At 64.2% G+C, this 21139-nt stretch carries 15 protein-coding genes and 4 tRNA genes; 11 read left to right on the top strand and 8 right to left on the bottom strand.

From position 1 onward, the window contains the following. Window positions 1-229: 229 nt before the first annotated feature. Window positions 230-2086 carry a bifunctional copper resistance protein CopD/cytochrome c oxidase assembly protein gene (locus JGU71_RS18100; RefSeq protein WP_199705661.1) on the bottom strand — a complete coding sequence of 619 codons (1857 nt, stop codon included), beginning with the start codon at window positions 2084-2086 and terminating at the stop codon, window positions 230-232. A 188-nt stretch (window positions 2087-2274) separates the two neighbouring features. Further along, window positions 2275-4521: an MMPL family transporter gene (locus JGU71_RS18095; RefSeq protein WP_199705660.1), complete on the bottom strand. Its 2247-nt coding sequence runs from the start codon at window positions 4519-4521 to the stop codon at window positions 2275-2277. Between the two features lie 123 nt (window positions 4522-4644). Here JGU71_RS18095 and JGU71_RS18090 point away from each other — a divergent pair, with 123 nt between their 5' ends. The 3 genes from JGU71_RS18090 to JGU71_RS18080 are packed head-to-tail and all read left to right on the top strand — an operon-like array spanning window position 4645 to window position 7504. Next, window positions 4645-5037 (top strand): ArsR/SmtB family transcription factor, encoded by a 393-nt coding sequence (locus JGU71_RS18090; protein WP_199705659.1) that lies wholly within the window; start codon window positions 4645-4647, stop codon window positions 5035-5037. Beyond that, window positions 5034-6998, top strand: a complete 1965-nt coding sequence (locus JGU71_RS18085; RefSeq protein ID WP_199705658.1) for a heavy metal translocating P-type ATPase — start codon at window positions 5034-5036, stop codon at window positions 6996-6998. Before JGU71_RS18090 ends, JGU71_RS18085 begins: the two co-directional genes overlap by 4 nt. Further along, complete coding sequence (locus JGU71_RS18080) at window positions 6995-7504, top strand: signal peptidase II (RefSeq protein ID WP_199705657.1); 510 nt, start codon at window positions 6995-6997, stop codon at window positions 7502-7504. Before JGU71_RS18085 ends, JGU71_RS18080 begins: the two co-directional genes overlap by 4 nt. 135 nt (window positions 7505-7639) lie before the next feature. On the opposite strand, the gene JGU71_RS18075 is transcribed toward JGU71_RS18080, so the two are convergent. The 4 genes from JGU71_RS18075 to JGU71_RS18060 form a co-directional block, all read right to left on the bottom strand. Next, entirely contained in the window at window positions 7640-8590 is a 951-nt protein-coding gene (locus JGU71_RS18075) for a M23 family metallopeptidase (protein WP_233529561.1), read from the bottom strand. A gap of 754 nt (window positions 8591-9344) precedes the next feature. Continuing rightward, window positions 9345-11873: a S8 family peptidase gene (locus JGU71_RS18070; RefSeq protein WP_199705656.1), complete on the bottom strand. Its 2529-nt coding sequence runs from the start codon at window positions 11871-11873 to the stop codon at window positions 9345-9347. Next, window positions 11874-12845, bottom strand: a complete 972-nt coding sequence (locus JGU71_RS18065) for an AAA family ATPase (protein ID WP_199705655.1) — start codon at window positions 12843-12845, stop codon at window positions 11874-11876. Between the two features lie 206 nt (window positions 12846-13051). After that, window positions 13052-14161 (bottom strand): tyrosine-type recombinase/integrase, encoded by a 1110-nt coding sequence (locus tag JGU71_RS18060; RefSeq protein ID WP_199705654.1) that lies wholly within the window; start codon window positions 14159-14161, stop codon window positions 13052-13054. Between the two features lie 51 nt (window positions 14162-14212). On the opposite strand from JGU71_RS18060, the gene JGU71_RS18055 reads away from it, so the two are divergent. The 6 genes from JGU71_RS18055 (at window position 14213) to JGU71_RS18030 (ending at window position 17063) form a co-directional block, all read left to right on the top strand. Continuing rightward, window positions 14213-14285, top strand: a tRNA-Lys gene (locus JGU71_RS18055). A gap of 250 nt (window positions 14286-14535) precedes the next feature. Next, on the top strand, window positions 14536-15546 hold the full coding sequence (locus JGU71_RS18050; protein ID WP_199705653.1) for an SDR family NAD(P)-dependent oxidoreductase: 1011 nt from the start codon (window positions 14536-14538) through the stop codon (window positions 15544-15546). A gap of 399 nt (window positions 15547-15945) precedes the next feature. Continuing rightward, window positions 15946-16611 (top strand): TetR family transcriptional regulator, encoded by a 666-nt coding sequence (locus JGU71_RS18045; RefSeq protein WP_199705652.1) that lies wholly within the window; start codon window positions 15946-15948, stop codon window positions 16609-16611. 94 nt (window positions 16612-16705) lie between these two features. Beyond that, window positions 16706-16778, top strand: a tRNA-Glu gene (locus JGU71_RS18040). Window positions 16779-16861: 83 nt separating this feature from the next. Then, window positions 16862-16935 (top strand) — tRNA-Asp (locus tag JGU71_RS18035). Window positions 16936-16989: 54 nt separating this feature from the next. Next, window positions 16990-17063, top strand: a tRNA-Phe gene (locus tag JGU71_RS18030). Between the two features lie 308 nt (window positions 17064-17371). On the opposite strand, the gene JGU71_RS30235 is transcribed toward JGU71_RS18030, so the two are convergent. Next, complete coding sequence (locus JGU71_RS30235; protein ID WP_267908430.1) at window positions 17372-18262, bottom strand: hypothetical protein; 891 nt, start codon at window positions 18260-18262, stop codon at window positions 17372-17374. A gap of 945 nt (window positions 18263-19207) precedes the next feature. Between JGU71_RS30235 and JGU71_RS18015 the strand changes: the two genes are divergently transcribed. Continuing rightward, complete coding sequence (locus JGU71_RS18015) at window positions 19208-19621, top strand: GlcG/HbpS family heme-binding protein (protein ID WP_199705651.1); 414 nt, start codon at window positions 19208-19210, stop codon at window positions 19619-19621. A gap of 282 nt (window positions 19622-19903) precedes the next feature. Continuing rightward, window positions 19904-20287: a hypothetical protein gene (locus JGU71_RS18010; RefSeq protein ID WP_199705650.1), complete on the top strand. Its 384-nt coding sequence runs from the start codon at window positions 19904-19906 to the stop codon at window positions 20285-20287. 264 nt (window positions 20288-20551) lie between these two features. Here JGU71_RS18010 and JGU71_RS18005 read toward each other — a convergent pair whose 3' ends face one another. After that, on the bottom strand, window positions 20552-21103 hold the full coding sequence (locus JGU71_RS18005) for an IS1096 element passenger TnpR family protein (protein ID WP_233529559.1): 552 nt from the start codon (window positions 21101-21103) through the stop codon (window positions 20552-20554). Window positions 21104-21139: the final 36 nt, after the last annotated feature.

Genomic DNA, 21139 nt, shown 5'->3' with positions numbered 1-21139 from the left:
GTTTGCGTCGAATGCCTGGCTGTGTTCGTGACTTCGGATTCAGGCTTGCGATGACGTCCCAAAACGACCCTCACGGTTGGTGGAATGCTGTGGTCTGTGAGCTTCCCGGACACTTCGGATAACGGAACGGTGACGGCCCAGCCAACACCGTACAACTATTTCGCATAGTCGGTGGAATCGACCGGACTTTCGGGCTCGGAAACGCCTCGGTTATCGGCTCTGTCCGCACCTAGCGCTGCCCTGAACCGCGCCTGGCGCCCGCGGTGACCATCGCAAACAGTAGAGACGGCACCCCGACGAGCAGTGCGACCCAGCCGCCGAGCCGCTGGTCGGCAGCCAGATCACCGCGCCAGTCCAGTGGTAGCGATTCGAAGAATGTAGCTCCGAAGACGCGCTCGGACTCCATCACGGCGATCCCCAAGCTGACGTACCCGACGAAGGCGGTGATCGCGGTCGCAATACGGGTCCGCCGCGACCACCGTCGGGGGATCGAATCCGCTCCTAGAACGACCCAATAGAACGCGGACCCGGCGGCAAGGACCAGCCAAATCATGACAACGTGGGCGACATGAGATCCGGCAACTGCTTCGTAGACCCCGCTGAAATAGACGCCGAACAAGGAGCCCAGCAACATGATCACCGTTATCGCAGGGTGGGTGAGAAATCGTGCGACGGGACCAACCGCGGCCGCGACCAGCCATTCCCGGAGGCCGGGCGCGGCGTCGGCGGTCGACGGGCGCAGCCAGGAGGCAGCAAGGGTGAGCGGAGCGCCCAGCACCCAAAACAGGGGGACGACAAGTGCAAGGACGGACTGACTGGCCAGGTGCACGCTGAACAACGCAGGCGCATAGCGACCTACCCCGGATGAGGATACGAGCAACAATACAGCGCACCCGCTCACCCAGATCGCAGTGCGAAAACCGGGCCATTTCTCCCCGCGACGGCGGAGGGTGTGCACGGCCCACAGATATAGCGCGGCGAACAGGATTGCTGCGGAGCCAGCCAGGAGGTCGAAACGCCATTGCATGACGAGTCGTGCGAGGGTGGGCGGACCATCGAGGGCATAGCCCAACACTGCTTCCAGCGCTGTCAGCTCGGGGTCGCTGTCGGCCGGAGGCGGAGTACGGCTGAGCGCCACGGCCACACCGATCGCGACTGCAAACACGGTGGACTCGATGATCGCGAACCGTACGAATGTGCTGCGGTCAGTGGGGTCGCGCGTGAGCCTGAGGATCGCGACGCGTCGCTGCCGCCAACCGATCACACCAAGCCCAGCTAGTAGCACGAGCTTGGTCAACACCAGGGCGCCGTAGGTAGACGACAGCACGGCCACAACCGGCACCCGAACCATCGCGTTGAGCAACCCGCTCACGGCCATCGTCGCGAACCCGGCAAGAGCGACGACGGAGAACCTGTTCGCGGCAACGTCGAGATGACTGCCTCCGCGACGCGCGTGCATCAGTAGCGCGGCCAGTCCGCCCGCCCACAGAGCCGCAGCGACCACGTGCAGGATCAGGCTGTCGGTTGCCACGTCGTGCCCGCCGCCCGCCGAAGAGTGCCCGCTCACAGCGCGAGGCATCAAACCGAGGAGTGCGATGGTCAACAACATCGGAGTCCACGAGTGGCGCAACGTGTTTCGGCAAAATACGGCCAAGATCAGCGCGATGACCGCAGTCCATGCCCACGCTGAAGTACCCTCGAGCTCACCAATCACCCTCGGTAGTTCCGCGGGGTTCGACAGCACCTCGGCCACCGGAAGGCCAGAGCTGCTGGATATCGATAGCGGCACCATGGCCACGGCGCAAAGTGCCCACACGATCGCCGCGGTGCATGCAGTGCGCACAGCCACATATCCGTCGACGTCGAGGATGCCGGACCGCTGCGGCGGCACTAGGAAAGCGGCCAGCAGCAGCGAACCGACTGCGACGACCGCGGCCACCTCGCCTGCGGCTGTCGCCGCCGGAAGTCCGAAACTGGTCAGGGCGCCAGGGTCGGGCAAGCCGAGCAGTTGCAAGGCCGTCGCAGACGACAATCCGGCCAGCATGGTCGCAACCAGCGCTGCGAGCGTTGCCGCCCAAGCCAGCATGCGCAGGGGTTGTCCTGCTCGCGACGCGCCCGTGGTTCGGCGTGAAGTACCACCCACCTTCGTCACCCCTCCTACCTGCTGGGCGGTTGCTGGACCGAGCGACAACCGCGAAAATACTACGAACAATAGTTCTCGCGGGTTCGCCTCATTGCACAGGCCGACTTGAGGTGGGGCGACCGCGATACTGCCTAGTTCAGGTCCGAGTTGAGCGATTTCGAACGCGGGAACCACCAGTTCCATCGGCCCAGCAGCTGCATTAGTGCCGGGACCAGCACGAGGCGGATGATGATGGCGTCGATGGCGACTGCAACGCCGAGCGCGAGTCCGAGTTGTTTGAGTTCGAGTGTGCTGGCGGTGAGGAAGCTGCCGAAGATGGCGACCATGATAGCGGCGGCCGCGGTAATGGGTCGGGCGGTGTGGGTGAGTCCGGCGGCGACGGCGAATTGGTTGTCGCCGTGCATTTCCCAGTATTCGCGCATACGGCGTATCAGGAAGACCTCGTAGTCCATCGACAGCCCGAACAGGACCGCGAACACGACGGTGGGCAGGTAGACCTGGAGGAATCCGGCACTGGTGAAGTCGAGGACGGATTCGCCGATGCCCCACTGGAATACGGCCACGGTGATGCCGAGGGACGCGCCGGTGGCGAGCAGGTTCATCGCGATGGCCTTGATCGGCAGTGCGATGCTGCGGAACGCGGCGGTGAGGAACACCAGCGAAGCGCCCAACACCAGCGTCACCACTAGCGGCAGTTTCGAGGTCATCTCGTCGGACAGATCGACGAATTCGGCTGTGCTGCCGCCGATCAGCACCGTCGGCCCGCCGTCACGTCCCGCTTCGCCGGCGGCGTCGCGCAGCTCACCGATAAGGTCGATGGCGCCCATGGAGTCGAACGGCACCCCGGGCACGGCCATGACCAGCACGCGTCCGTCGCTGTCCTGGGCGGGGAGCACGGTGTCGATGCGCTCGTCTTGGGCAATGTCGGCCAGAAACCGGTCCACGCGCGCCCGCCCCTCTGTGGTGAGAGCTTCGTCTCCCGCGCCGGTAGCGACGATCTCTACGGGTGAGAGCGCGCCGGCCGGAAAATTCGTGGTCAACACGGTGGTGGCACGTCCGGCCGCGGTGTCGTCGAGGGCGGAGACGCCCATATCGAGGCCGTAGCGGATCCCGAACAGCGGCAGGGTCGCCACAGCTAGGACGGCGACGGCCAGCGAGCCGAACAGGATCGGCCGTCGCATCACCACATACGCCCACCGCGCCCATCTGCCGGGCCGGTCACCCTCGACAAGGGTGACCGCGTCGGCGGGTCGCCACCGTTTCGGCAGTGCTCCGCGGTTGATGGCGGGTCCGAGGGCGGCGAGCAGGGCAGGAAGCAGGGTGATGCCGACGATCAGCATGCTGGTGACGGCGGTGGCAACGCCGATGGCGATGCCGCGAAAGATCGGTGCAGCCATGACGATCAACGCGCACAGCGAAATCATCACAATCAGTCCGGATACCAGAATGGTCTTGCCGGCGGTGCTCAGGGACCGTCCGGTCGCGTCGGCGATCCGATCCTTGTCGCGGCGATCGGTGACCTCGGCGTGCAGAAGCTCTTCGCGGAAGCGGCTGACGATGAACATGGCGTAGTCGATGCCCACTCCGAGACCGATCATCGTGGCCATCGCCACCACCAGGGAATCGAACGCGGTCACCGTCGTCATGGCGAACAGCGCGCCGGAGGCAAGTAGCAGCCCCGCGATGGCCACCCCAATCGGCACCGCCGCCGCGGCCAGCGCACCCAAGGCGAGAACGAGCAGGAGTAGAGCCACGGGGATGCCGATCGCCTCGGCGCGAGCGAGGTCGGCGTTCTGCATATCGGTGGCGGCGTTCTGGACGGCGGAGTAGCCGGTCAGTCCGATCTCGATATCCCCGCTGGCGTCCGAACCGATCGCGTCCTGCACGTCGCGGGCAACCGCTGCCCGCTCGGCCATATTGCCGTCGAGGCCGACCAATGCCAGGGCGACGTGCCGGTCGGAAGAGATCTGCGCGGTGGGTAAGCCCCTGTAGGGACTGATCACGCCCCGTACACCCGAAACCTGCTGTGCGGCAGCCACCGCCGCCTCCACTGCGATGCGGAACTCGACACCGTCCGCGGTCGAGGTTCGCGACCGCACCACGATGACGGCCTGCTCGGCCCCCAGTTGCGGAAAGTGTTGGGCGACCAAAGCGTCCACCTGCGCGGATTCGGAGCCTTCGACCCCGAAGTCCATCGCTGTCAGCCGATCCTCGAGGCGGGGATAGGTCAGTGCGCACAGCACGAGCAGCACTGCCCACACCGACAACACCAGTCGCCGATGCCGCGCCACCAGCGCACCCCACCGATACAGCAGCGACACCTGCCCTGACGTCCGTCCGACTTGGCGCTCCGCCGTAGCCGGCAGTGTTCGGGCCATGGATTTCTCCTCACCAGATGCGTCGAATCGACCTTATGATCGTGTGTCAACGATGTAATCGTTGAGTTGAGATTAATCTGCCCGGCTATGGATATCAACGGTCAATCTGGTTATCATCGTTAGATGACGATGAATCATGGTGAGGGGTGTCTGGCCGGCGCGGCCGGGCTGGATCCGGCAGTGGCGTTGTTCCACAGCCTGTCCGACGGCACAAGATTATCGATCGTGCACCGACTCGCGTGCGGCGAAGCACGGGTGGCTGACCTGATGGGTGAGTTGGGGCTGGCACAGTCCACTGTGTCGGCGCACGTGGCCTGCCTGCGCGATTGCGGCCTGGTGCAGGGCCGTCCGCAGGGTCGGCAGGTCTTCTACAGCCTGGCGCGGCCGGAGCTGATGGACCTGCTCGCCTCGGCGGAAACCCTCCTCGCGGCAACTGGCAACGCGGTCGCGTTGTGCCCCAACTACGGCACCGACTCCATCGCCACGTCGGACACCAACGAGGGGGTGCGGGCGTGAGCGACGCGTGCGGATGCGGACACGACGAACCCGCCGTCGATGGCGAGACCGATGAGCATGAGCCTGAAAAGCTGTGGGAGGTCAGCGAACTACGCGCGGCCGCCGTCGCGGGCGTCCTGCTGCTCGCCGCCCTGATCGCCGGTTGGCTCGGTGCCCCGCGTCCGGTGGAGGTGACTTTGGAGGTCGCCGCCCTGCTCGTGGGTGGCTACACGTTCGTACCTTCGACGCTCAAACGCTTGGCCAAAGGCAAGATCGGTGTCGGCACGCTGATGACGATCGCCGCGATCGGCGCGGTCATCCTCGGTGAGGTCGGCGAGGCCGCGATGCTGGCGTTTCTGTTCTCCATCAGCGAAGGCCTCGAGGAATACGCCGTCGCCCGCACCCGCCGCGGCCTGCGTGCCCTGCTCAATTTGGTCCCCGAGCAGGCCACCGTCCAGCGCGACGACACCGAAACCGTGGTGGCATCCGGTGACTTGCGAGTCGGGGACCGGATGCTGGTCAAGCCCGGTGAGCGCCTCGCCACCGACGGCATCATCTCCGACGGCCGCACCGCCCTCGATGTTTCGGCCATCACCGGTGAATCCGTGCCGGTGGAGGCCGGACCGGATGACGAGGTGTTCGCCGGATCCATCAACGGGAACGGCGTTCTCGAGGTTCGGGTCACCGCCACCGCCGAGGACAACTCCCTCGCGCGGATCGTGCGGATCGTGGAAGCCGAGCAAGCCCGCAAAGGCGAGGCGCAACGGCTGGCCGACACGATCGCCAAGCCGCTGGTGCCGGGCATCATGATCACTGCAGCGGCGATTGCCCTGCTGGGCAGCGTCTTCGGTGACCCGGCGACCTGGATCGAACGCGCGTTGGTGGTGCTGGTGGCCGCGTCGCCGTGTGCGCTGGCGATCGCGGTGCCGGTCACCGTCGTCGCCGCGATCGGCGCGGCCAGCAAGCTGGGCGTACTCGTGAAGGGCGGTGCCGCACTGGAAGCGCTCGGAAAGGTTCGCGGCGTCGCGCTGGACAAGACCGGCACCCTGACCGCGAACAGGCCCGCCGTCGTCGAGGTCGCCACCGTCGACGGCGTCGACCGTGACCAGGTGCTCGCCCTCGCGGCAGCCCTGGAAGCGCGCAGCGAGCACCCGCTCGCCCGTGCCATCCTCGCCGCGGTCGACGAACCGCGTGCGGCCACCGATGTCGAAGCTGTCACCGGTGCTGGGCTGACCGGTCGAATGGACGGACGCCCGGTGCGGCTGGGCCGTCCGGGATGGCTCGCTTCGGGCTCGCTGTCCGCCGACGTCGAACGGATGCAGGCAGCAGGGGCGACCGCCGTGCTGGTCGAGGACGACGGCCGGGTGATCGGCGCGGTCGCCGTGCGCGACGAGCTACGCCCGGAGGCCGCCGAGGTGATCGCTCGCCTGCACGCCTCCGGGTGCCAGGTCGCGATGCTCACCGGCGACAACGAACTCACCGCCCAAGCATTGGCTGCCGAAGCCGGAATCGATACCGTCCATGCCGATATGCGCCCGGAAGACAAGTCCCGCATCGTCGCCGAGCTGCGCAAGCAGCGGTTCACCGCCATGGTCGGCGACGGCGTCAACGACGCGCCGGCGCTGGCGACCGCGGACCTCGGTATCGCGATGGGCGCGATGGGCGCCGACGTCGCCATCGAAACAGCCGACGTTGCTCTGATGGGTGAAGACCTGCGGCATCTGCCCCAGGCGCTCGATCACGCTCGCCGCGCCCGGTCGATCATGTTGCAGAACGTGGGGCTGTCCCTCGCGCTGATTACCGTGCTGATCCCATTGGCGCTCTTCGGTGTGCTCGGTTTGGCCGCGGTCGTGCTGGTGCACGAGCTCGCCGAGATCGTCGTCATCGCCAACGGTGTCCGCGCCGGACAGGCGCAGGCTCTTGCCCCGGTACCGGACACAACTCCGCGGCAGGCTTCGGTCACGGTTGGGGCGGGGAAATGATCGACGCGAACCCGGTGAGGGCCGACCGTCACCTGGGCCGGCGGGTCGGGCTGCTGGCGGTCGCCGCAGCATTCGCGGCCACCGACTTGGCGATCAAAGCGTGGGCCACAAACACCCTGCCCGGTGCGCCCATCGAGGCGGGGCCGGTGGACCTGCGGCTGGCGTTCAACCCGGGTGCGGCGTTCTCCATCGCCGCCGACGCCCCCACCTGGGTGCTGCTCACCGTCACCGGCGTCATCACCTTCGCCGTGGCCGTCGTCGGCTGGCGGACTGCTCCCAGCGCCGGGCTCGTCTGGCGGCTCGGGCTGGCCGCGATCCTGGGCGGCGCCAGCGCCAACCTTCTCGACCGGCTACCCGATGGAGTGGTGACCGACTATTTGCACACCGGCTGGTGGCCGACCTTCAACCTCGCCGACACCTTCATCGTCGTGGGCGCCACCGCCCTGGTGACGCTCACCTTTTTCGGGAGTTCAAAAGAGGATGAACTTCGCTCACCCGACGACTGACCTTCCCTCGGGTGGTCCGGAGGTCTCGGCTCGCCGTACTTCCCGAAGTCGGCACGGGCTGCCGACTGAGGTCGCTTATCGCCATGTGCGGGCTTGCGGCACGGGTACGGCGATCATCGGTGGGATCGCGCGCGGCTACTCGTCGGGATCGGCGATTCCGGCACCCCGGGAGGCAAGCCACGCAGTGGGGTCGACCTTCTGACCCGACGGGGATTCGACCTCGAAGTGCAAATGCGGTCCCGATGAATCTCCGCGGTTGCCCACGACGGCGATTTGTTGCCCTGTGCGCACGCGTTGCCCGAGCGAGACGAGATTGCCCTGGTTGTGGCCGTACGTAGTGACGGTCCCGTCATTGTGGCGGATGCGCACCCACAGCCCGTAACCTTGCGCCGGTCCAGCACTGATCACCTCCCCGTCGGCGACCGCGACGATGGGAGTTCCGAGTTTGTTCGCGATATCGATGCCGCCGTGTCCTCGTCCGTCACCGACGAGGGAAGTAACTGTTCCGGTGGTTGGTGGGACCGTCGTCGAACTAGATCCCTTGTCGATTCGAGGCGATGGCTGGGGCGTCGTACCGGTGTCGGATTCCGGTGGCGACGGTGCCGTCGAAAGGGGTGAATGTGGCACGGCTCCGTCGTGGGGGATGGACTCGGCGTCAAGGACAGTAGCGAGGCGGTCTAGGTCCAGAGCCGCCAGCAGTCTGCGTCCCACGATGGGATCGATACCCTGTAACGCTGCTGCGCATTCGAACAGCGCTCCGCTCGCGGTCTGCGTGGCTGCACCCACGGGCGGCTCATAGATCCCGTCGCTCATACAGTCGGTGAATTGCAAACTGGCATCAGCGATCTCGTCGAGCGAGCCGTCGGCCTGAACAGTTACAAGGCTCTCGGACACCAACGTCGCGATCGCCAGGACAAGGTACGGATCCGAATCCGCTGGTTGGTCGAGCGGTGGGGCGTAACTCGGCGCAGCAGAGACGACGGGTGCACCGGCCAGCACACCGCCCAAAACCATGATGCCGAGTGCACCGCCGACAGTGCATCGCTTACGAGTACGGGCCAGCCCCGGCATCGGTGAAACTCGCATATGCCAAAGCCTCCTGAGTCAGTTCTATAAATGTGCAGCGAAGCTTGGACAAATTTCGACTTGGTCAAGTCGCCACGCCGCACCACTATGCACTACTGCACCATTGGTGTCACTGGCCTCATCGGTCACGCAAGCATCGCGCACCGGTCGCTGCAAGTGTCCTCCGCGCACTTGATGAGTGGTGCCCGCACAGCGGCTCGGCATCAGGCACCCCAAAGCCTTTGCGCACGTGTATATTCCATGCAGATCGGACGAGCCTGCGACGATAGAACGCGACCCCTGCAGCCCGATTCGCCCGTCGGCTTCCTACTATTATTGATAGTTGATTGTGACCTGGATGCAATCGTCGGGTGCCCGCAGCACGTCGACCTCTGCCTGTCGAACGCGGCATGAAAGGTGCGCGGTAATCACCCGTTGCTGGTCATTCTCGATATCGTTGACGTCAAGTGCGCGTATTTGGACGGGCAGCCGCGAAATCTGGGCGGTGAGATCCCGGAAACCCTTGCGGCTAATCGAATTGGCTTCGGAATCTTTCTGATGTGACAACGGCGTACAGCGAACCGCTGTCGCCGAGCCGCAGTTGCATCCTGCAGTTTAGAGCCAGCAAATTCTGACGAACGCGATGCAGTTCAAACGCTCGAAGTCGGGTATTGGATGACGGATTGCCGGGAGGTTTGCGGCGCTCGGCGGCGTCGCGCCGATGCCTGGTCCTATCCGTATGGAGCCGATCCGGTAGGTGTGGTTGGTCGGTCCGTCAGTTAGGGCGGATTCCCACGCGCGGCTGGACCTGATCGCGTACCTGCGTGTAAACATCGACATCGATAGACGGCGCGACCCATAGCGAGACGACGGCCGCGTAGTCGATGGTCGATCCGTCGAGGCCACCAGCTTGTTCGAGACATTTGACCTTGACAGTGATGGACGATCCCCGGCCGGATCCGAAGGCGCTTCGGGTTTCCCACGACAGGTGCTGAACGGTGGTAGCTCCGGCTTTGGCTGTATCGATCGGTAAGCCGACGGGCGTTTTGAGAGCGGGTATCGCCCCGGCGGGTTTGGTGAACGAAAGGGCAGCACGCCGGTATTGGCGATGTCGCCAATTGATAGGGGACAACCACGCCAGCGAAGCGTCGATCCGCTTGGTTTCCAGCACGCTGAGGCCGTCGGGTAGCGGAACGGTCAGCTCCTGCTCTTCGCCCGCGCCTAGCTGTCCCAGGAAGAGCAGCACTGCCTCGTTGGTGCCGCAACCTTCAGCGAGGTTGCGGACGACGAGTCCGTTTCCGACCATGCGCTCGAGAGGGATGTGGGTATTGGGCGCGGCGAGTTCTCGGAATGGACCGGTCCCGTGGACGAGGAGCGCTTTGATCGCGGCCGCGCGCTGGCGGCGTGTGATGGCGGCGCCGTCAGTAACTTGTTCGACGAGGTCGTACAGCGCGGCCGCTCGGCGAGTGACGAGAGCAGTCGCCACGCTCGTCCCCACTGTGTAGGTCTCGCGGCCGATCGTTGTGGATGCGACTTTGACACCAGGGCCACGGGCGGGTGCCGTGCCAAAGTTTATGACGCTGCTGGGCTGGGCGGCTGGCACGAACATGGCACGACCGCCAGGTGCAGCGAGATCGGGCTTTATGCTGCGACGGTAGCCGGAGCCGATTGATGTCACGGGGCTGACGCTCGATAGGCCATCGGCAGGGTCTTCTTGATAGGCCAGGGGTTCGATGCTGGAGGAGTCAGCGTGCGTAGCGCCGACGGTGATGGCGTTGATCGACTCGGCCGGTGCAATGAGGCGGCGATCGTTTTGGTGCCGATCGAGCGCATCGAGCATAGCGTTTCGGCGGTCTACGCCCTGGAGGGCAACGAAGTCAGTGCTGTTCATCGGGCTGAGGTTTAGGCTCAGGTGGTTCCCGGCCGAGACGACGACCAGGACCCCGTACTGGTAACTCAGCCAGTCAATCATCCGTGCCCACGAAGAGACGATGCTGTCAAAGGGCGTGGCGGGGTCGCCGACGGAGAGATTGATGATGGCAATGTCCGCACCAGCGGGAGCGGTGCCGGTCGGCCCTGATTCGAACAGGTCGCGAAATGCCCTGCGCATCAAGTCCGGGGCAAGGTCCTGCATCGGCAGCTCTTCGATGCGCTGGAGGGTCTCCGGCGAGGGCACCAGTACGGGGCGAACCATGACCGGCCGGGCGGCGGCGATGTCGGGTGATTCGCTTCGGTCGCCCCAAACCACTGCTGACGTCATCCAGGTTCCGTGTCGGCGCTCGTCGACGTTGTAGCCGGCGGTGAGGTCGTCGGGGTCGTAGACATTGACGCGGTCTTGCAAGAGCGGATGATTAGTGGCCGGGAGTCCGTCGAAAAGGCATACAACCGGCGCGCCGGTCGGCATGGCTGCGGTGGAGCTAACTTCCTCGGCGGTGTCGGGGCCCGGCTGAGCTATCACCTGGCCGGTGACGCGGAGGTACATGACGTTGGCGGATTTCACTAGCTGAATGGTGTCGAGGTTGCCCCGAGCCAGAACCTCGACAATCTCGATGGGAAGGTCGCACTTCAGTCCGTGATATCCGATGTCTTCGTTGATGACACGGTTGATAACGGCGCCCCCGGCCTGGCCGACGAGAGCCGTAACTTGGGCCTCCGCCGTAGTACGGGTCGCTGTCGAGCCACGGAACCACAACTCGATGTCGACGGACCGTTTGCTGCCGGGAAGTTGTCCGGCGAAGTGGTCGTCCCAGTTGATCAGCTTGAGTCGGTCTTGTGGTCCCCATGGTCGTACGTCTTTGAGATGCAGAAACAGGTCGCGCATCTTGGCGTAGCCGTGGCCGAGTTTCTGGTCGGCCTTCCACGCTCGCCAAAGGCTGAGCAGCTCGCTCATTGCCTTCTGATTGAGGCAAACGGCATGGAGGGTGCTGGATACGATGGGCGCTGCTTTGGTGTTGATCATCTCGAACTCGTCGTCGGCCGCGGCGCTGGACTCTGTCTCGGTTAGTAACTCGATGTTGAGTTTCTTGGCCACGCTGGTCAGGTCGAGGCGCTCGTCTCTGGCCTCGAGAACGAGCACGAGCTGAGGGTCTGCGGCCGGGAGTGATTCGCCAAGCTGGATCTGGGTCTGGAAGGCGTCTGACGCCGCGACGAAGCGATCTTCGAGGCGCTGGCGCCTCGCGTCTAGGGACGGAAAGCGGACTTTGCCGCCGTTGCGCCCTTGCGGCAACGTGGTGGCCTGCGCTGTGCTGACGGCACCAAGAATTACCGGTCGTGCTGTCGAGGCGGCACCATCACGGCTTGCCATCTAACCGTCGGGGTTGGCGCGCGTCGACCAGTGCTTCAGTACCAGTTGTGTCACTTCGGTGGGATGAGGTTCGGGTCCCGACAGGATGGAGCGTCGTTGAATGTCGAGAACGAAGTCCTCCAGCTCGGCGAAGCTGACGATACCAAGACGGTCAGCGATGCTGCGAGGACTGAGTCCGAGATCAACGTTGTTGCGGCTAGCCCAAGCGCTTAAGAACTCGATCTTGGCGGCCCGGGTCGGGTGGGGTAGCTCTAGTCGTATCTGCATCCGACGCCAAACCGCGCGGTCTAGCAACTCAGCGTGATTGGTGGCGGCGACGACGACGACGTGCGATGGGAGTCGGTCTGCCTGGAGAAGTAGAGAACTCACGACCCGTTTGATCTCGCCGGTTTCGTGGATGTCGCCTCGCTCTTTGGCGATGGTGTCGAATTCATCGAAGAAGAGCAAGCAGGGACGGATACGGACCGCGGCGAATAGCGTGTCGAGGCGCGAGGCCGTCTCGCCAAGGAAGCTGCCGATCAAGCCTTCGTAGCGGACGGTGAGGAGAGGAACGGCTAGTTCGGATGCAACGGCCTCGGCCAGTGACGTCTTACCGCCGCCGGGCGGACCGCTGAGTAGAACCCGGTGGCGAGGCTCTACGCCGTGACTGCATAGAAGGTCGCGACGATGGTGTTCCTCGACGAGTTCACTGATCGCCGCTCGTACGGGCGACGGTAGGACGAGGTCGGTGGTGCGCCGCGCGGGCTCCAGCTCGTAGAACAGCGCGGAGGCGGCCTCGTTGCGGGCTAGCGGGGCGACGTTTGATCCTGAGCGGGAGCGTCGGGTGAGGGCGTCGGCGAGCTGGGAGGCCAAAACACCGTGCTTCTTGCCCTCCTCCTCGGCGATCAGAGCTTCTGCGGCGCGACGAAATGCCAGTTCGTCACCACCCGCTCCAGACTTCACGAGAGCAAGGAGTAGGTCGGCGCGTGCCATCTATCCTCCTCGTCGGTTTCTTGCGTCATCATCGTTGCAGACTCTGACAGGGTGGGCAGTGACCCCACGCCGGGATCAACCTAGTGTGGTTTTGGCGCACCCAGCCAGCAGTCCTCCAGCTGAGGTTTTCGCTGAAAGCGGATTGTCCGGGTACGGCGCAAGCTCGAATCCGGCCAATGTCGACAAGGATCGATTAAGCGGAGGGATCAACCCAACGCCGACCGTACATTGTCCCATTGTGACCGAGCGCGATGTGCGTATCGCATGGTCGTTGTGATTGATGCGTGCCCGAGCAGCCGCGAGACTTCTTCAATCGGCACACCAGCTTCCAGAAGTCGGCTCGCGTACGTGTGCCGCAAGTCATGCAACCGGACATGCCCGATCTGGTGCCGCTTCTTGCCGGTGCCGACGTAGGCGATACGCACGGATGCCTCGAATCGATGTCTGAGGTTACTTGGATCGAACGGACGGCCGTGCGTGTGCGCCAGAACAAGACCTGAATGGAGTCGGGCGTTCCTCGGGTATTCGACAGGCGGCGGCGCCGCTCGGCCAACGCCACCTTTGTCGAGCCTGACGTTCAGTAAGCCTGTCAAGGTCTCGCCTAGGGGGATCGTTCGGCGCTCGTGGTCCTTGGGCGTCTTCATCAACTGAGCCACGGGGTCGTAAGCCCATTCGACTGTGAGTTCTTTGCGCTTGAGGTCGACGCTTTCCCAGTGCAGGCCCATCGCCTCGCCGAGTCGGATGCCGCTGCCGAGCAACACCTTGACGACGAATGCGTCGAACTCGTCCAGGGACGCCTCGATCGCGGACACTTCGTCTGCGTCGAGGAACCGCTCGGGCATCGGACCGACCTTCGGTAGCTTGATCCCGCTGCACGGGTTCGTTGGGATCAGCTTCGCTTGGAGCGCGGCCTTCATCGACGAGCTCAGGAGGTAGTAGCACTTGGCAACCGTCGACGCTGCCATCCCGCCATCCGCGAGGGAAGTGACCCACCGCTGGATATCGTCGCCGGTGATCGACCGCAGAGGCTCGTTCTTCCATCGGGGCCGCACATGGTCACGTAGCCGTCCTTTGTCGGAGCGCTCGGTGCTTGAGACCACGAGGCGCATCGCCTCCCATCGTGGTTCCCACTCGCCCCACGTCACGGTCCTGGCCTCGCGCGGAGTGGGCGACTCTCGCTCGTTGACTTCCTTCGCGCCAGCTTGGCGCACAGCTTCGTCTTTGCGGGCGAAAGTGCCGACACTGCGCTTTGCGCCTTCGGCGTCGCGGTACATCCCGCGGTACTTGCCGGACGGGAGCTTCTCGGCCCACGCCATCGCTTCCCCTTCCGTTTGCCCCAAGGGGCGTCGGGTAAGCTAGCCAGCCGAGCCCCTATAGCTCAGTTGGTAGAGCTACTGACTTTTAATCAGCAGGTCGCAGGTTCGAGTCCTGCTGGGGGCACTCACAGTTGGGCAGCGTGCCACACGGTTGCCCCACGATTCTAGCGTTGGCGCTGGTCAATGAGCCAGAACCCTCGGATTAAAAGTCCGTAGCTCTACCAACTGAGCTAAAGGGGCGCGGTCGGTCAGTTTAACGGAGTCCACGGCGGGACCGAACAGGACCCGGACTCATTTGGTTTCGCGCCCGTGACCACGCGGCTAGTGTGACGGGGAACACTCCAGCGGGGGTACCTCGGACGGGAAAAACGAATATGAATCCGCTTAAAACTGTTGGCTCGGTGGTCGGAAAGCCGATCGGAGCCGTCAACAAGGCGCTGACCAAGCCGACTTCGCGTACGACCCCCGGTGGCGTCGCCCGCTTCTTCAGCCCCAAGCCCAGTCTGGAAAAGATGCTCAGCGGCCGGATCGTGCTGATCACCGGAGCATCGTCCGGCATCGGCAAGGCTGCAGCGTTGGAGATCGGTGCAGCCGGCGGCACAGTCGTATTGGTCGCACGCGGCGAGGAGAAGTTGAGGGAAACAGCAGACGAGGTAACCGCGCTCGGTGGCACTGCGCACGTGCATCCTTGTGACCTGACCGACCTCCTTGCGATCGATGCGCTTGTGTCCAACGTGCTGGCTCGCTACGGCAAGGTCGACATTCTGGTGAACAACGCGGGTCGCTCGATACGTCGTTCGCTGACGCTCTCCTACGACCGATTCCACGATTTCGAGCGCACGATGCAGTTGAACTACTTCGCGCCGCTGCGGTTGATGCTCGGTTTGCTACCCGGTATGCGGGAGCGACAGTTCGGGCAGGTCATCAACATTTCGTCGATCGGTGTGCAGACCAAGGTGCCGCGCTTCGCGGCCTACATCGCGTCGAAGGCTGCATTGGATACTGCGTCCGACGCGTTCCAGGCGGAGACGCAGGACGAGGGCGTTCGGTTCACGACTGTGCACATGCCGTTGGTTCGCACCCCGATGATCGCGCCGACCACGCTGTACGACAACTTCCCGACGCTGAGCCCGGAAGAGGCAGGTCACGTGATCTGTGACGCCATCGTCGAACGGCCGCGTCGCTACAGTCCTGCCTTCGGGCGAGTGGCGTCCCTCGCAGATTCGATTACGCCGGAGATCATGGACATGGTCCGAAACCGTGGCTTCAAGATGTTTGCGGACTCGCAGGCGGCGCAAACGCCTGGTTCGGCACCAGAGGCGCCGGCGGAGGAATCGGTCGGTCAGCGGCTGTTCGTCGACATAACTCCGGGAACTCACTGGTAGAAGCTGGAAAATTGCTGGCGGCGCCGTCTCGGAGATTTTCGAGGCGGCGCCGCTTTCTGTTTGGGAATCGACACCCAATCCGGCTGCGATTTGGTTGAAGTGTCGAGTTTCCCGGCGCGCATCCGAGCGTTATTGTCGCTGCGTAACTCGAGCAGGCCTGCATCCGTGCGGGTCTGTGCAACGGGAACGCTCGGGTGCGCACCCCCTGCAGCGCACCCGAGCCAGCAAAACTATACCATTCGGTGTGTTTCGGGTTAATGTTGTAAATTCAGACCGAATGTAATTGTTTTATGGGTAAAACCGACTTTGAGCTTGTAAGCACACTAACAACGCGACTTCCGTTCGGTTTTGTGGCCGATGGAAAATCGGAGTCGCGCCTGCTTCGGAGGCGATGGGCGCATGGCACGGCAGCAAGAACGGGCGCGCCGTACCCGCGCGGCGATAATAGGGTCGGCCGCTGTCGAGTTCGGCAAAAGCGGGTATGCGGCCGCCTCCCTCAACCGGATTTTAGAGGGCTCGCATGCCACAAAAGGTGCGATGTATTTCCACTTCGACTCCAAAGAAGATCTCGCCCGAGCCGTGATGGAGTCCGCGCTCGAGCGGTACAGGGCAACGACCAGTCGGTGGATGCTTCGAGCTGAGCTCGACCCATACGAAATTCTGCACGGCATGAACGACGAAATCGCGATGCGCTTCGAAGCGGACGTAATCGTCCAAGCCGAATTTCGGCTGATTATCGAACCCGAGTTCTACGGCGAAATCGAAGCGAGCGGTGGAACGGTACTCGGCAAAGCGGCGAACGAGCTTGCGACGCGAGCCGAGAAGGCCGGCCAGCTGCGCGCCGACGCCGACCCCGCAAAGTTCACGCGCGTGCTGTCCGCGGCATTGGCTGGACAGCGGTATCTGGCAGATCTGCTTGCCGAGCAAGCACAAATCCGTCCGCGGTTCGAAGAGGCACTCGAGGTTGTGCTCGAGGCGATGGCGACGCCCGAGTGGCTCGCCAAGTGGCGGGCCGTCGGATGGCAGACCTCGGCATCCCCCGAGGACCTCAAATTAGAGGCCTAGCCAGCGGGTTTGGGATTTCGGCAAGTTCTGTCCTAAGCTATCCCAGCTCCCAACGGAACGCCGTTGGAGGTACTGAACCGGAGAAATCCGGCGGGCCCCCTTCGTCTAGCGGCCTAGGACGCCGCCCTTTCAAGGCGGTAGCGCGGGTTCGAATCCCGTAGGGGGTACGTTCGACCGGTTTTCACGTTGTGCCCGAGTTTACGGTGACAGTTGACTCGGAGAAGTTCCGAAGTAAATGCAGTACATGCAAGGCCCTGTGGCGCAGTTGGTTAGCGCGCCGCCCTGTCACGGCGGAGGTCGCGGGTTCGAGTCCCGTCAGGGTCGCAATATTGCGAGTCACATCGCAACGCGATTGGCATTGAAGTTCCGGTGCCGTCCGGCCAGGTAGCTCAGTTGGTACGAGCGTCCGCCTGAAAAGCGGAAGGTCGCCGGTTCGATCCCGGCCCTGGCCACAATCTCTTCTCGCAAGTCAGGGCGCTCTTGGTCAGCTCGCTGCGATGGACTGGCAGTCGATCCGGTCTCGAAAATCAGCCGAATGTCCGCCATGCGTGACCGTCCGCCACTTCATGAGTCGAATCTGAGCCTGTCTAGCGCATCGACCACGCGATCCAAATCTGAATCGTGGGTGTGCGCGGTACATGTGAATCGACGCGTGCCCCATAGTCACCTGAAGGACATCGTCACCTGAAGGAGCTTCAGGTCGGCGTCTTCGACGTGAGTCCGGTGGGTTCGCCGAAGCGCGCAAATGTGCCGATCCGGCTCAGCTCAGTGAGCAGAAGAAGCTCAGCACGCTAGGCAAACCGAGGCAGGACGGTTGGCCGCCGATCTGGTAACTGATGACGACTTGTGGAGCAGCACCGGCCGCGGCAAGCGTGACTGATCCGCCGGGCGGGACCAGCGACGATCCACCGCCACCGCCGCCCATTTCGCCGCTGGGGCCCTCGGCGTCGTATCCGCCGCCGCCGCCTCCGTAGAAACCACCACCGCCGCCTCCCGCGTCGGAGCCGCCACCGGCACCGAGTACACCTGGCTGGCCACCTTGTCCCTCTCCGGGGGCGCCGCCGCCGGTGGCCGTGCCCGGCTGGCCCGCGCGCTCACCGGGTGCGGCGGTGCCGGCGTTGCCGCCAGGGTTGCCTCGACTGGTGAAGCCGAGGCCGGAAGCGCCGCCTCCCCCGCCGGCGACCAGCAGTCGACTGGCTAGCGTGCCAACCGCGTCGGCGCTGGAAACCGTCCGAACGTCGGAGGCGCCGCCGCCGAAGCTTCGATTCTGATTGGCGTTGCCGCCACCGTTGAAGCCGAGAAAGCCCCCAACTACGACGAACAGCGTCGAACCAGCGGCCACGGGCACGGTGCCCGATGCGATCGCGCCGAGCCCACCGGGAAGCAAGTTCTCGGATGCCCCCTGCTGCCCGGTGGCCACGACGCGGACCGACGTGACATCGGCCGGAACTTCGAAGCTCTGTTCGCCGCCCGTGTATTCATAGGTGCACGTGACGGTGCTCCCCGCCGCCGTGCAATTGGCCGGCAATGCCGGTGCGGCAGAACCGATTCCCGGCACCGCCACGGTGAACGCGCCGACGAGGCCGATACCGCACATTCCGATGTAGAACCGTCGGGCATTGCGACCGATGTGACGAGACTTCACGGACATGGCGAACCTCCTGGGCTGAACCTGTCGCCAATTCGATCACACGCACAGGGCAGTGGGGGCCACTTCGGACACGAGGATTCAGGGCGGCGGGGAACACTCGCCGATCGCGGCAGCGGCCTGGCTGGATCCGGCCGGTGTACCTGGCTCAGTTGGACCGCTGAAGGGCGTACCGGGTACCCCGGATCGATGTCTTGTCGCCCGCACCGACGCGGATGGATCGCTTCGCAGAATTGTTCTGGGCGCGTGGGTCGTTGATGTTGCCAACGGCGTGACCGACAACCACCTTCGTCTCGAACTGGCGAGCCTCGCGTTCCGTGCGAAACATCTTCTTGCGCTTCGACCGAACAGGCAATCGCCATTCGACATCGAATCGGACACCGCTCTTGGGTAGCACGTCGGTTGATAGACATCAGATGCCGTCATTTCTCTGTGGGAGTTGACGATTCGCGAGCCGCATGGATTGCGGATTGCAGCGTGGGCACAAGGTTGCAACGTCGGCGCCGTCCCGGGTGGTGATCGTCACCGTGCGGGACCGCTCGTCCTCGGGCCGTGTTCCGGCCTGTGAACCGACACTGAATTCCTCCAGCCCTTCCAATCACGAGGTCGAAGGAGCACAGTGTGACGTGGGACGGAGTTCCATGCCTCGATTGGCAACCGTCATTCATAGTCAGCGAAATACGTTGGCGCGTGGGTGGTTTAGCGTCGTTCGCTCGCCGTGTCTCGTTCGTGTAGACGCCTCTCGCCTGAACGATGGTTCGGCTCATGCCTCGCTTTCGCCGCTACTGCGTGGCCGGAGACCATCCGAAATATTGTTTGGATAGGGAGAATTGAGATGAAAGCTCTTGTGTACTACGGGAATCTGATCTCGAGCCGCTCGCCCGACGACCTGCCCGCGTTCGGTCACGCCATCGTCGAGCAGTTCGCGAAGCTCGGGGCAGGTGCGTCATGACACTGAACCAGACCTCGGTGTCCCTCGACGATGCGCAGCGGGTCATCGCCGCCGGGCAAGCCAAAGCCGCCGAGATCGAGTCGCCGTCGAACATTGCGGTGGTCGATGCCGGCGGCAACCTCGTGGCCCACGTGCGGATGGACGGTGCCTGGATCGCCAGCATCGACATCTCGATCAACAAGGCGTTCACCGCGCGGGCGCTGGACATCTCGACCGAGGACCTCGCGGCCAACGCGGGTCCGGGCGACCAGTTCTTCGGAATACACGCCTCCAACGGCGGGCGCATCATGAGCTTCACCGGCGGTGTGCCGCTGCGGCACAACGGCCAGGTCATCGGGGCGGTCGGCGCCAGTGGCGGCACCGGTGAGCAGGACAAGGCCGTCGCCGAGGCGGCAGCGGCGGCGCTGTGAGCAATGAACTGCATCGTCAGGGAACAGCGTCGTCAGGGGAACAGCGTCGATAGGGCGACGTCGCGGATATGAGCGTCGAAGCGGTCAGGAGTGGTCTCTGCCGCTGCGGTCAGATCGCGGGTGGCCGCAGGGCACGCGACGGGCAGACGCCTTGTTTGCCCGATTCCATCCCCGCCGTATTGGGGCGGTGCCACAATCACAGCTGACAGCTGCGGCCGGCTTGCCTGCCAGCCCGGGAAGCGTCTGTAATTGCTCTCCGCCTGCGGCAGATCGGAGACCCTCGTGCGTACCATTCTCGCGCTAGCTGCGGCTTTGTTCATCGCGCTGACCAGCACCGGCTGTAGCGACAACGGCGGATCGGAATCTGGGTCCGGCGACGGCGAGGACTCAGCGCTTGCCGCGACCGCTGACGGGGGACTGCCAGACGGGGACTACACCTGCCGCACCTACGGCGGTGCCGGCGGCAACCTTTCCGTGACCATCGATGGCGGCGAGTACTCCACGAGTTCAGGCAGTGGCGAGTACTCGGTTGATGGCAGCGGGGAGGTCGAGTTCATCTCGGGCCCGTGGGTCGTCTGGAACGGTGCGGTTCTCAGCGAGACCACCTTCGGGTTGACCGACGAGGAGCCCGCCGACTTCTACAGCGTCACTTGCGAACTGGACTAGTCACCTCGAAGGTGGGCTGATTCTCAGCCAACCCGAACTCCCTTACCTGCGAGGAACTCTCGGGCACGACCGATTTTGCGGTCGGTTGAGAACAGGAACCACTGATCGCGGCGTACAGAGGCGATGAGGTCCTTCTTCAACACGTCGTCACCCGTGGCCGCGCGGTCCGTCAGCCGATTGACGACCGACAACGCGACCGGCTCTGCCTGCTTACGTGAGTTGTTTCAGTGCCATCGGTATGCCGGCGCCAACGATTTGCAGCGCCTAGGAAACGCCGGGCCAGGCGTTACGCAGCATCGGATGCGGATCCGTGGGTCTGCTCGGCACAGCGCTCTGCCCGTCGTCGTCTGCCCACCGGCGCCCGTACTGGTCCGGGATGGTGCCCCATCCTCGGTAGGGGAGCGGGCTCCGCGGCGCGATCCCCAACGTTTGCAGTGGGTCGATCTTGTCTTGGCCTACCGAGCAGCGGTGGGTCCAGTCGTCGCCGAGGTCGAAGGTGAACTGGAACTCCGCTCCCGGCTCGACGAGCCGAGCAACCTTGGCCGTCTCGATGTCCACCGCTTCCGTGATCGGCCCGTCGGGCGATCCCGCCAATTCGTCGCCTGTCTCCTCGTCGGTGACCACTCGTCCATCGGCGAGGGTGAACATCGACAGGTGCGACCTGTCCCACCGGGCGAACGCGTCGTTGATGGCATTCGCGAGGTCCATGAACGTGTGCGACGGTCCGACCGCGAAAACCCTTCCGGGCCAAGGCCACAATTCCTCACCGCGCCCACCGAGTAGTTCCACCGTCACCGACAACCAGGTACGTGCCATTCGTCGAGGATGGCATGCGAGTCTGGGCGCTGTCTG

Origin of the sequence: Antrihabitans stalagmiti (assembly GCF_016482825.1) — a bacterium.
GTDB lineage: Bacteria > Actinomycetota > Actinomycetes > Mycobacteriales > Mycobacteriaceae > Antrihabitans > Antrihabitans stalagmiti.
This window is presented reverse-complemented; position numbering and strand designations above follow the sequence as displayed.